The sequence below is a fragment of the Pseudomonas sp. COW5 genome (genome assembly GCF_026240005.1).
Taxonomy (GTDB): domain Bacteria; phylum Pseudomonadota; class Gammaproteobacteria; order Pseudomonadales; family Pseudomonadaceae; genus Aquipseudomonas; species Aquipseudomonas kribbensis.
This window is the reverse complement of record NZ_JAPHVP010000001.1, coordinates 5496272-5508595: the sequence shown is the minus strand read 5'-3', so window position 1 is coordinate 5508595 and position 12324 is coordinate 5496272. Positions and strand designations below refer to the sequence as shown.

The 12324-nt window shown below is 59.1% G+C and carries 11 protein-coding genes; 4 read left to right on the top strand and 7 right to left on the bottom strand.

The window, feature by feature from the left end; translation table 11 throughout:
- The first annotated feature begins 35 nt into the window (after positions 1-35).
- Positions 36-1208, top strand: a complete 1173-nt coding sequence (locus OQ248_RS25145; RefSeq protein WP_265814434.1) for an NADH-dependent flavin oxidoreductase — start codon at positions 36-38, stop codon at positions 1206-1208.
- Between the two features lie 340 nt (positions 1209-1548).
- Here the strand turns inward: OQ248_RS25145 and OQ248_RS25140 are convergent, their stop codons facing one another.
- From OQ248_RS25140 to OQ248_RS25110, 7 genes are all read right to left on the bottom strand, one after another.
- Positions 1549-2064 carry a cupin domain-containing protein gene (locus OQ248_RS25140; RefSeq protein ID WP_265814433.1) on the bottom strand — a complete coding sequence of 172 codons (516 nt, stop codon included), beginning with the start codon at positions 2062-2064 and terminating at the stop codon, positions 1549-1551.
- A 118-nt stretch (positions 2065-2182) separates the two neighbouring features.
- Positions 2183-3793 (bottom strand): gamma-glutamyltransferase family protein, encoded by a 1611-nt coding sequence (locus OQ248_RS25135; protein WP_265814432.1) that lies wholly within the window; start codon positions 3791-3793, stop codon positions 2183-2185.
- 25 nt (positions 3794-3818) lie between these two features.
- Positions 3819-4910 carry a polyamine ABC transporter substrate-binding protein gene (locus OQ248_RS25130; protein ID WP_265814431.1) on the bottom strand — a complete coding sequence of 364 codons (1092 nt, stop codon included), beginning with the start codon at positions 4908-4910 and terminating at the stop codon, positions 3819-3821.
- A gap of 20 nt (positions 4911-4930) precedes the next feature.
- The gene (locus tag OQ248_RS25125) at positions 4931-5710 is read right to left on the bottom strand and encodes an amino acid ABC transporter ATP-binding protein (protein ID WP_265814430.1); all 780 of its coding nucleotides are present in this window, start codon (positions 5708-5710) and stop codon (positions 4931-4933) included.
- A 2-nt stretch (positions 5711-5712) separates the two neighbouring features.
- Positions 5713-6489: an amino acid ABC transporter permease gene (locus OQ248_RS25120; protein WP_085709894.1), complete on the bottom strand. Its 777-nt coding sequence runs from the start codon at positions 6487-6489 to the stop codon at positions 5713-5715.
- A gap of 11 nt (positions 6490-6500) precedes the next feature.
- Positions 6501-7307, bottom strand: coding sequence for an ABC transporter substrate-binding protein (locus OQ248_RS25115; protein ID WP_265814429.1), 807 nt, complete (start codon positions 7305-7307; stop codon positions 6501-6503).
- A 79-nt stretch (positions 7308-7386) separates the two neighbouring features.
- The gene (locus OQ248_RS25110; protein ID WP_265814428.1) at positions 7387-8055 is read right to left on the bottom strand and encodes a GntR family transcriptional regulator; all 669 of its coding nucleotides are present in this window, start codon (positions 8053-8055) and stop codon (positions 7387-7389) included.
- Positions 8056-8789: 734 nt separating this feature from the next.
- On the opposite strand from OQ248_RS25110, the gene OQ248_RS25105 reads away from it, so the two are divergent.
- From OQ248_RS25105 to OQ248_RS25095, 3 genes are read left to right on the top strand one after another with little or no spacing between them, the layout of a single operon-like run.
- The gene (locus tag OQ248_RS25105) at positions 8790-10664 is read left to right on the top strand and encodes a 3-dehydroquinate synthase (protein WP_265814427.1); all 1875 of its coding nucleotides are present in this window, start codon (positions 8790-8792) and stop codon (positions 10662-10664) included.
- Positions 10661-11551 carry a UbiA family prenyltransferase gene (locus OQ248_RS25100; RefSeq protein ID WP_265814426.1) on the top strand — a complete coding sequence of 297 codons (891 nt, stop codon included), beginning with the start codon at positions 10661-10663 and terminating at the stop codon, positions 11549-11551. Before OQ248_RS25105 ends, OQ248_RS25100 begins: the two co-directional genes overlap by 4 nt.
- Entirely contained in the window at positions 11548-12303 is a 756-nt protein-coding gene (locus OQ248_RS25095) for an EboA domain-containing protein (RefSeq protein ID WP_265814425.1), read from the top strand. The genes OQ248_RS25100 and OQ248_RS25095 overlap by 4 nt, the downstream gene beginning before the upstream one ends.
- Positions 12304-12324: the final 21 nt, after the last annotated feature.

Below are 12324 nucleotides of genomic sequence, written 5' to 3'. Positions count from 1 at the left end.
CTGACCACATGGGTCGGCTTTGTCTGGAAAGCATCATGAAACCGAATTACCCCGAAATTTTTCGTCCTCTGCGTTTCGCCAACGGCCTGACGATCGACAACCGGCTGGCCATGGCACCGATGACCACCTGGTCTGCCAATCCCGACGCCAGCATTTCCGAGCAGGAACTCGCGTACTACCGTCGCCGTGTGGAAGGCATCGGACTGGTCATCACCGGCTGCTCCCATGTCAGTCCTGAAGGCATCGGTTTCGATGCCGAGTTCGCTGCCTGGGACGATCGTTTTCTGCCGAGCCTGCGGCGTCTTGCCCAGGCCGCAAAAAGTGGCGGGGCGCCCGCCGTACTGCAGATTTTTCATGCGGGCAGCAAAGCCATCGTGGAGCAAACACCCTCTGGCGAGATTGTCAGTGCCAGCGCCGTCAGGGCTCCTGCCGGTCCGTTCAACAGCGGTATTCCAACGCCCCGCGCACTGTCTGAAGTGCAGATACTCGAAACGATTGAGGCATTCGCCAAAGCCACCCGACGAGCCATCGAGGCGGGTTTCGACGGCGTGGAGCTGCACGGTGCTCATGGTTTTCTGATCCAGAACTTTTTGTCCCCGGCCTCCAACCAGCGCAACGACCAGTGGGGTGGTTCGCTGGAGAACCGCATGCGCTTCCCTCTGGCACTGGTGCAGGCGGTGCAGCAGGTGGTCCGTGAGCATGCACCGCGCCCGTTTCTCATCGGATATCGAATTTCGCTTGAGGAAGCTCAGGAGGGCGGCTTGCGCATCGACGATGCGTTGGCACTGGTGGAGCGTCTGGCACAGGCGGATATCGACTACTTGCATGTGTCCCTTTACGACCTGCTCAACGCCACACCGGCCAGCCAGGAAAACGAGGCGCAGGAAATGCCTTCGGCGCTGACGATCGTACGTGCCCTGGAACAGATCGGAGGGCGATTGCCCATGATTGCGGCCGGTCAGATCACTACGCCGGCGCAGGCCGAGCGCGCTCTGGCGTTGGGCCTGTCGATGGTTGCGCTTGGCCGGGGGCTGGTGATCAACCCTGACTGGGTCACCCTGGCCCGTGAAGGCAAGGCCGAGCGGATCGCTCAGCAACTGGATGTGCGAGCAGTCCCAGACAGTGCGATACCCGATGGCCTGTGGCGTGCAATCAGCGCCACGCCAGGCTGGTTCCCGCTGTGCACTGCAGAGGCACTGAGCGACTGACCAGAGACGGTAGATTTTCAAGATTTCGAACGGGCGTGTTGTTGCGCTAGCCATGAAGGTGCCTCGAACAAAACTTGAGTAGAGGCGCCATTCCTTATCGACGGTGAATCACTGCGAACTGTGAGTGGGCAAGGCTTGAGAAGGACGAGTGACAGGCCATAAAGCAGGTTCCGTAAAGTTCCGTCCTGACACGTCATTTAACATAATATACATTACACGTAACTAAGTGTTACGAGATCAGCCCGGTTGCGCACACGATTTCAATCTCCAACATCTCTCTCCAAGGCAACCATGCGCTTGATGCCAGGTGATCACACGATCCATTCCAAATGTCCGGCTCTCATTCCTCGCCACGCGTCAGCTTTTCAATCAGCGCTCGATGCTGTGGATACTGCGCTGTGAGTTTCTGCCGATTCCCCATTTCCATATCCGCAAAATCAAACCCTGGCGAAACCGCTTCGCTGATCAAGCCGAATCCGTTCTCGCCATTGAGCAGTCTGGAGGCTTTCCAGATTCCGCCTGGTACGTGCAGTTGCAGATGTTGTCCTGCCAGAATGTCGCTGCCCATCACTAGCGTCTGCAACGAACCGTCAGCGTGAATCAGGCTGTACTCGATTGCATCGCCCAGATGGAAATAATGCAGGATGTCCGACTGGTTGAAATGGAACTGGCCGACCGGTGAGTCTTCGGTCAACAGGTAATAAATGGACGTCATCAAATAACGTGGACCGCCCGTTGTTTCGAGCATATTCCGGTGGTCGGCCTGATAGGTTCTGCGAAAGAATCCGCCTTCGACGTGAGGTTCAAGGTCCAGTGATGCGATCAGGTTTGACGCAGTAATCGAGTGTGGATTCATGACCTGCTCCAACGATTTCCAATACAGCCTGTAATAACTCGACTAAACGGTCATTTAGTGTAGTTAACCTATAATGGCTTCACATTCGAAGACGTTCGCTGCACTTCTACTCTTGGCTTCACCAAGCTGCAATATGCGAATCCGCCCTCGGCTCAGTCCCGCCACACAGCACACCACTGACCGGATCACGAAGAATGATCTGCCCTCGGCCGTAATCCGTCAGGTCACAGGCAATCTGCACCTCATGTCCCCTTCGCGCCAGCGCATTGGCCAAATCCCTCGAAGCCCCCTGCTCGATCCCCACCTTCATCCCCCCCAGCCATTGCCAGCGCGGAGCGTCCAGCGCAGATTGCGGATTCAGCCCGAAATCCACCAGGTTCATGACCATCTGCACATGCCCCTGAGGCTGCATGTACCCGCCCATCACACCAAACGGCCCAAGTGCCTTGCCATCCTTGGTCAGGAACCCCGGAATAATCGTATGAAACGTCTTCTTGCCCGGCGCCAGGCAGTTGGCATGTTCTGGGTCAAGGCTGAATTCCTGCCCCCGGTTCTGCAGCGCAATACCGCTGTCAGGCAGCACCACACCCGAACCAAAGCCGTGGTAATTGCTCTGGATGAACGACACCATGTTGCCTTGCCCATCGGCCGTGGCCAGATAAACCGTACCGCTCGCGTGAGGATCGCCGGGCTTGGGTGGCTGAGCTTTATCGCCAATCTGCCCACGACGCCGGGCGCTGTAGTCATCACTCAACAGATCAGTCACCGCCACGCGCATGTGCAGTGGATCGGTGATGTAGTGCAAACCATCGCTGTAAGCCAGCTTCATGGCCTCCAGCTGACGATGCCAGGTCTGTTGGCTGTCACGATGATCAAAGTCGAAACCCTCGAGGATCTTCAGCGCCATCAACGCAACCAGACCCTGGCCGCTTGGCGGGATTTCCCAGACATCCACACCGCGATAGTTGACGTGGATCGGCTCCACCCACTGCGCACGGTAATGTTCCAGATCCGTGGCTCGCAGATACCCGCCAGTCGCCCGCGAGTGAGCATCCAGCCGTTGGGCCAATGCGCCGCGATACAAACTCTCGCAGCGGCTCAGTGCCAACTCTTCAAGCGTCCGCGCTTGTGCCGGATTGCGAAACAGCTCCCCTGCCCTTGGCGCCCTGCCCTCAATCAGAAAAGTATCGAACCAGGCGTCCAGCACTGCGTCGCGATGGGGACCGAACTCGTCCAGAGCAATCTGCCACTGATGGGCAACCACTGGCGACAGCGGAAAACCATCCCGCGCCAGGCTGATCGCTGGTTGCAGCAAGTCAGCAAACGGCAGTACCCCGAAGCGTTGAGAAAGCTCGGCCCAGGCCGATGGACAACCGGGCACTGTCACCGGCGTCCAGCCATACAGAGGCATTTGTTCGTGGCCGGCCGCCTTGACCGCTTCGATGCTTAAAGCCGCAGGCGCATGGCCGTTGGCATTGAGCCCATGCAACTGATCCTTGAACCAGACCAGAGCAAAAGCATCACCGCCAAGGCCACAACCCGTAGGCTCGACCACGGTCAGCGCTGCCGCAGTGGCGATGGCGGCGTCGATCGCATTGCCACCCTTTTGCATCATCTCGATACCGGCCTGAGCGGCCAGCGGCTGGGACGCCGCCACCATGCCTCGACGGGCAAACACGCTTTGGCGTTGCGACGGATACGGATACTCGTGAGCAGAAAAATTCAGCATGGCAAAGACTCTTCAAAACAAGGATTCATTGGCCGGACTTGATCCGGTTCCATTCGCGGGTCATCAGGCGCTGGATGTTTTCCGGCAGATCAGCAGAGACAAAGGTGTGACTGATCACCTCATCGCCCGGGTAAATCCCCGAGTTGCCGCTGACCTTGGGGTCCATCAACGGCGTGGCGTCCTTGTTCGGATTCGCATAACCGACGTAGTCACTGACCGACGCAATCACCTCGGGTCGCAGCAGATAGTTGATCACCGCATGGGCGTTGGCCACGTTGCCGGCATCCTTGGGAATCGCCAGCATGTCGAACCACAGGTTCACGCCTTCCTTGGGAATGACGTAGCGGATATCGATGTTTTTCCCGGCCTCGCGGGCCCGGGTCTGGGCCTGCATCACGTCGCCGGAGTAACCGATCGCCACACAGATGTCGCCATTGGCCAGGTCGGCGGTGTACTTCGATGAGTTGAAGTAAGTCACCGATGGCCGCAAGGTCATCAGCAATTTCGACGCCTGCTTGTAGTCGTCCGGCTTGACGCTGTTGGGGTCTAGCCCGAGATAAAGCATGGCTTGAGGAATGATTTTCACCGGCGCATCGAGAAAGGCCACGCCGCAGCTTTTGAGCCTGGAAAGGTTCTGCGGATCGAACACCATGGCCCAGGAATCCAACGGTACGTCCTTGCCCAGCACCGCGCGGACTTTCTCCTCGTTGTAGCCGATGCCCACGGTGCCCCACATATAAGGCACGGCATAACGATTGCCCGGATCAGCCGCTTCCAGACGCTGCATCAAACGCGGGTCGAGGTGCTTCCAGTTATCCAGCAATTCACGCTGCAGCGGCTGATAGGCGCCGGCCCGGATCTGTTTCGACAGAAACTGGCTGGAAGGCACCACCACGTCATACCCCGAGTGCCCGGAAAGCAGCTTGGCCTCGAGCATTTCGTTGGTGTCGAAGATGTCGTACTGCACTTTGATGGCGCTGTCTTTCTCGAAGTTCTTCAGGGTGTCGGGGCCGATGTAGTCGGACCAGTTGTAGACCTTCACCACCGGGTCGGCAGCCTGAGTAAAGGGCACCACGGCAGCGCAGCACAGGGCTGCAAACACGCTCGATAAACGCATCGTCAATATCCTTGTGAGTCTCACAGCACGCGGCTGAGAAAGGCTTGGGTACGGGGATGGGTGGGGTGACTGAAAATCTGTTCCGGTGGGCCCTGTTCGATCAGTTCACCTTGATCGAGTACCACCACACGGTCGGCGACCTCTCGGGCAAAACCCATTTCATGGGTGACCACCACCATCGTCATGCCCTCCTCCGCCAATTCCTTCATCACCTGCAGGACCTCACCGACGGTTTCCGGGTCCAGCGCACTGGTGGGTTCGTCGAACAGCATCGCCTGAGGTTTCATGGCCAACGCCCGGGCAATCGCCACCCGCTGCTGCTGGCCACCGGAAAGCATCGACGGGTAATGGTTGGCCTTCTCAGCCAATCCGACACGCTTGAGCAACGCCCGCGCCTGTTCCTCCGCCGCTTTGCGCGGCACACCCAACACCTGAATCGGTGCTTCGATGATGTTTTCCAGCGCGGTCATGTGCGGGAACAGATTGAAGCGCTGGAACACCATGCCGATGTCCCGACGCTGTCGGGCGATGTTGCGTTCCGAATCCCGCACCAGGCTGCCATCGGCCTTGGTGCGATAGCCCATGGACTGACCGTTGACCCGGATCAGCCCGGACTGAATGTCTTCCAGCAAATTGATGCAGCGGATAAACGTGGTTTTGCCCGACCCCGAGGCGCCGATCAGCACCACCACTTCACCGCGCCGGACTTGCAGGGAAATCCCTTTGAGAATCTCGAGGTTGCCGAACGACTTGTGAATGTTCAGCGCCTCGATGATCAGTTCGTCACTTTGATGCGCCATGGTTAACGCCCCCTCAGCAGTTTCAGCGTGCTGCGACCGAACATCCGGCTGGATGCCGGCGGCGGCGACGAAGGTCGGTCCGACTGGCCGAAACGTGTTTCCAGCCAGCGCTGGAAGAAGCCCCACAGCGTCGTGAGCAACAGGAAATAGATCGCCACCACGAGGTACAACTCGAACACCCGGAAGGTCGCCGAAGTGACCATCTGCGTGCTGAGCAGCAGCTCCTGTACACCGATCACACTGACCAGCGTGGTGTTTTTAAGCATTACGTTGAATTCGTTACCCAGCGGCGGCACGATGACCCGGAACGCCTGTGGCAAAACAATCCGCCGCATCAACTTGGCGAAGGTCATGCCCAGGGAACGCCCGGCCTCGTATTGCCCCTTGTCGACGGCGCCGATACCGGCGCGAATGATCTCGGCCATGTACGCGCCTTCGTTCAGGCCCAGCGCGATGATTGCAGCCTGAATATTGCCGGGGACCACCAGACCGAACAGCTCGATGTCTTCGAAGCGGAAAATCCCGCCCGCCGCCAGCGCGGTGTAAAGGAAGACGATCTGCACCAGCAAGGGCGTCCCGCGCATCAGCCACACATAAAAGCGCACCGGCAGATGCAGCAAAGGGTTCTTCGATAACCGCAGCAACGCCGCCGCCAATCCCAAAACGCAACCCAATAACATGGCCAGCACACTGATCAGGCACGTCAGCCAGAGCCCGGTGAGGTAGACCCCGCTGGGCTGCAACAGGTACTGCCAGAACACATCCCAATTGAAATTCATCAACGTCTACCTCAATCAAGCGTGTCGCTGGAGATGTGCCATTTACTCAGGAGCTGGTTGTAGCTGCCGTCGCTGCGCATGTCGGTGATCACCTGCTGCACAGCGGCGCTCAGTTGCGGATCGTCCTTGCGAATGCCCAGTCCGGTGAGAATCCGGCTGAAGGCTGGAACGCCTTCCTCGAAAAGGTCCGGGGCCATGGCGGCGTAATAACCGGCGGTTTCGACGGTTGTGCCGTAAGCATCGACCTGATTGATCCGCAGGGCCTGGAATGCATCGGTGTCGGTGTTGTAGACCACCAGTTTCATCGGTGGCTTGCCGGCCTTGGTCAGGTTTTCATTCTCGGTGTCGAGCAAGGTCTTGATGGTCGAACCGTTCAGCACCGCAATCTTGTGCCCGCTGAGATCGGGCAGCGTCTTGAGCCCTTTCGGATTGCCCTTGGGCACTACCACCGCCTGGCTGGAATACATGTAGTTGACGATGTCGATCACCTCGCGGCGCTCGGGCTTGTCGAACAACTGGTCGACGATCATGTCGCACTGCTTGGCCAGCAACGCCGGCAGCAATCCGGAAAACGGGATCACCCGCCACTCGACTTTCTTGTCCCCCAGACGTTTGGCGACTTCCAGGCCCAGATCGACGGTCAGGCCCTTTGGCTTTTGCGCTTCATCGAAGGAAACCAGAGGCGGCGAATCCATGCCCGAGCAATAGGTGAGTTTGTCGACCTTGAGCAAACGCTCCGGCACCGTGGGTGCGGCAACCGCCCACTGCGTACAGAGCCCCAGGGAAATTGCAGCCAACAACAGGCGAGACGTATGCATGACCAGACACTCCAGTTCGGTTAGTAACGGGGCAGTACTCAAAGTCAAAACATCGGCGGGTTCGTTGCCCGCTCTGTGGTTATCGTTCCGATTGCAGAAACTTGATCAGCTCGGGGACCGTGCCTTCGATGTGTTCGCGCACCACCGCTTCGGCCTTGACGGCATCACCGGCACGAATCGCGTCGAGGATCACCACGTGTTCCTGGCGCGCGCTCAATGGCTTTTCCACGTGTTGCAGCCAAAGACGCATCGGGGCCTCGATCAGCGCGTAGAGCGCGCTGATCTGTTTCACCAGACGCGGTCGTCCGCTGAGGCTGCACAGGTATTCATGGAACTTGCGGTGACGACTGACCCACTCCGCGCTCTCGTCGCGGTAGTCATCCATTTCATCGAGCAGTCGCTCCAGGGCCGTCAACTGACGCTCACCGATCTTCGGCACGGCGACTCGAATCGCCAGCCCTTCCAGCGCGCTGCGCATCTCGAAGACTTCGTGCATTTCCTCGACATCCAGACCGCTGACAATCGCACCGCGATTGGGCCTGAGCGTCACCAGGCCCTGAGCATCGAGACGCCGGAAGGCTTCACGCACGGGCATCCGGCTCATGCCGATTTCACCGGCGATGTCCTCGGCGATCAGCCGGTCACCCTTGCGGTAACGGCCGCCGCAGATGCCTTCCAGAAGAAAGTTGTAGGCCTCCTCCTCGGCGGTCATCGGTTGGCGCTGGTCGTAGGCGGGAGCGAATTGCATGGCGGCACCTTTTGTATTTTTGTATCCAATTATCCACGGATACATAAAAGCAGAATGCGTGCCAGAACCTGCAGCAACGCGCCAAGCGTTTGATTTGAATGAATTAAGGAGAAACTGCGACGTACACATCCATCAGGTTTACCGGCACGAGGATCGGAATCTGCTACCTGATTGCGCATGGCGAGCCCCGGAAAGGTGCAGAACGGTAACGCGCTACGGCACAGGTTTTAACGAAATGCCTTTCATCCGGATCTTTCTTTCAAGATGAACTTGCAAGTTCAAAAGCCAACTAACCGAGTAATTCACTCAACTATCAAGAACACTTATAGCCAGCCGCAATAACTCAAATAACAAAAAATAATGCCACTTGGCCACTACCTAAGTAGCTTGCTAACAAACTCAGTTGAAATTATTTCTCATCTGGCGATTTAAACAGCATTTAAAGCACTTCAACAAAAGCGCTCATCTTGTTGAATAAGTTGAGAATACCTACGGACCATTCCCGGCACCTTTCGACACTCTCACACCCACTAAACACCCTCTGAAAAACGCCATCACCCAATCGACTTGCAAATCCACAACAACCGTCTAGGTTCATGAATATCTTCGCAAGCGCTATCAATCGAATAATAAAAACAGCCCTCCCGGCGGGAGCGTTCATTCTTCTGAAACAAACAAGACGCTGCTTTAGTTGCTGAACGGAACTCAGTCATCACAATCAAGAGGGATGCTTGATGAAGCACAGCCGTTGGTATCGTGCGCTCTCGAAAAATGCGTCGGCCGGACACTTCTGGCTGTCACTGTTTTGCTTTGCAGGTCTTGTGATCGTCAGTTTTCTGTTGTTCGAACAGCAGATCCAGGACTTCCTCAATCATCTCGATCTGTACCAGCCCTCTTCCCCCACCCAACAGCTCAACCTGGCGCTTTTGCTGATCGCCCTGTTGACGCTGGACGTTGTGTTGCCCGTGCCTTCCAGCGTGGTCGCGCTACTGGCTGTGGCCATGCTCGGCAGCGTCGGCGGTTATCTGGTGATCTTCATTGGCCTGTGTCTGGGCGCCGGGTTGGGTTACGCACTGGGTGCCGGTTATTTCCGGATGCTGTCCAGTCGTCTTGGCCTGCATCAACGCAAGCCAGGGCAAATGGCCTATCGACTGGGCACGCTGTCGTTGGTCTGCCTGCGAGGGGTACCGGTACTGGCGGAAACCTCGGTGGTAGCGGCGGGCATGCAGCGTTATCCGCTGCGCTCATTCCTGCTGGTGACGACCCTGGCCAACGCCGGGCTGGCACTGGCCTACAGCGCCATCGGCACATTCCTCGTCGAGGAGAACGCGTTGCTGGTGACGATTCTTGCCAGCATGGTGCTGCCGGGGCTGTTCATCGCCGGCTACAGCCTGTTCAAGGCCTTGCGCAAATACAGCGCCGGCCAAGTGCTGCACGGGCGGTTCGAGGTCAGTTACGACTATCCGGTGGTGTTCACCGATCACCTCTTCGATTCTTCCAATCCCTGCCTGCATCAACAGCTCACCGCCCGGCAAAACGGCCGGGTGACGGTGATGGTGTTCGCCGATGAGCAACTGCTGAAAAGCGCGCCGCACCTGCTGGCACAGATCGATGGCTACTTTGCCGCCCATGCAGCGGACCTGCATTTGCAGGCGCCGCCGATTGCCGTTCCGGCAGGAGAGCTGAGCAAGGATTCACAGGTGTTGGAGCAGCTCTACGCCGACATGCTGAAACACGGGCTGGACCGGCATTGTTATGTGTTGGTTCTGGGCGGCGGCGCGGTGCTGGATTCCGTGGGCTACGCCTGCGCCACCTTCCATCGCGGCATCCGCCTGATTCGTGTGCCAAGCACCGTGCTGGCGCAGAACGACGCCGGCATCGGCGTGAAAAACGGCATCAATGCCTTCGGCCAGAAAAACCTGCTCGGCGCCTTCTACCCCGCCACCGCCGTGATCAATGACTTCCAGTTGCTGACCAGCCTCACCCGCCGCGACCAGATCGCCGGGCTGGCCGAAGCGGTGAAAGTCGCGCTGATCAAGGACCGGACATTCTTCGAATGGATGGAACAACAGGCCGACGCCCTCGCCCGCTTCGATCACCCGGCCAGTCGTTACGCGATCCGCCGTTGCGCTGAGCTGCACCTGGCGCACATCACCGGCGCCGGCGATCCCTTCGAACGCGGCAACGGACGGCCGCTGGATTACGGGCACTGGGCCGCACATAAACTGGAAAATCTCAGTCACCACCGCTTGCGCCATGGCGAAGCCGTTGCGGTGGGCATGGCCCTCGACGGGCTCTACGCCAATGCCCTCGGGCTGCTGAGCGATGTCGACAGTGAACGGGTCATGAGCCTGTTGACCCGGCTCGGTTTCAACCTGTGCCCGCCGGAGCTGACCCTCAAAGATGCGCAAGGTCGCTCACCGGTGTTGCTCGGGCTGGAAGAGTTCCGCCAGCACCTCGGCGGACAACTCTCGATCCCTATGCTCAGCGGAATCGGCCAGTCGGTGGACCTGCATGAGATCGACGACGCGCGGATGGAGCGGGCGCTGCAGAAACTGTCCGCCCGCAGCATCCCGGTGCTCGACCTGAGCGAGGGCTTCGCGAAATGAGCCAGACCCCGCAAAGCCTCAAGACCTGGCTGACCCTTGGCCGTGTCTCCAACCTGCCCACGGTGTGGACCAACACCCTGGCCGCCGCGCTGCTAGCCAGCAGCGCCGGTGCACTGGCGCCGCCCTCGTGGCTGGTGTGGATTCTGCTGCTGTTTACCCTGTCGCTGCTATATCTGGCCGGCATGTTGCTGAACGATCTGCTGGATGCCGACTGGGACCAGCAACACCACAATCCTCGGCCCATCACGCTGGGGTTGGTGAGCCGCCAGCAAGTGCGCCTCGCCACGGTGTTGTTGCTGACACTGGCGGCCGCTTCGGTGCTGGGCCTGAGCCAGTTGATCGACCAGCCGCACTGGCTGCTGGCCAGTGTCACGTTGTTGGTGGGCTGCATCATCGGCTACAACGTGCTGCACAAAAAATACGCCCACAGCGTCTGGTTGATGGGCGCCTGTCGCTCGGCGCTGTACCTCACGGCAGCCGCCAGCCTGGCGGTGCCGCCGGAGCCGATCTGGCTCTGCGCGATTTTGTTGGGTGTCTATATCAGCGGGCTGACTTACCTGGCGCGCAATGAGCACAACAACCAGTTGCTCAGCCGCCTGCCCCTGCTCTTGATGCTGAGCCCGTTGGCCCTGGCGATCTACGCCGACAACCTGTGGTTCTGGCCGGTGTTGCTGCTCTGGCTCGGTTGGCTGGGCTGGCATTACCGGCAGCACCTTGCCGACCCGCAGCAGCGCAAGGTCCGCGCCTTTATCGGGGCCGGCCTCGCGGCGCTGCCACTGTTCGATGCGCTGGTGATGGCCGTGGCCAATCAACCATTGGGCAGCCTGCTGTGTGTTCTGGTGTTTTTCCTGCTCCCACACTTTCAACGCTGGATCAAACCGACATGAACATGGACGTCACCGCGCCGCCGACGGCGGCCCTCGGCATGCGCCGCGATTGCCTTGCCGAACACCATCAGGCCCTGAGCCGGCAACTCGATGACAGCGAATTGCACTGGTGGCGTCAGGCACAGGAACAACTGGCCCGGCAACCGGACGCCAATACCGCATCGCTCCTGAGCGGTCAGTGCAAACGTCATTTGCGTGACCGGGTACTGCCCGACAGCCACTGGAATCTGATCCAGCTGGCACGTGCGTTATTGCTGGCACAGGTCCTTGAACAGTCCTCCGAGGGCGGACAATTGTCCTTGCTGCGCCAGCTTTTTCTATGGGGAGACGATCAGGAAAAGATCGCCACTCTCAAAGCCTTCGATTGGCTCGACAGCCATGGGCAATGCGTGGAGCTGGCGCTGCAGGCCGGGCGCACCAGCAACAGCCAGGTGTTTGCCGCCCTCGCCCTCGATACGCCCTACCCGTCCCGTCATTACCCGGAACGGGCCTTCCACCAACTGGTGCTGAAAGCGCTGGGCATGGGGCTCGATGTGCGACGCCTGACCGGCCTGAGCCAGCGGCACAGCCTCACCCTCAATCAACTGGCCCTCGATCTGCTGGAAGAGCAACTCGCGGCTGTCCGGGCGGTGTCCGCCGGGTTGCCCCTGGCGATTGCCTTCGACCTGCTCAGCCCGGAGCAACGCCAGCGACTGGTCGAGCTGAACCAGCAGCAACGTTTGCCGCCGGAATGGCGCGCTCACCTGAACTGACACCCAACGTCTCCTTTCCCT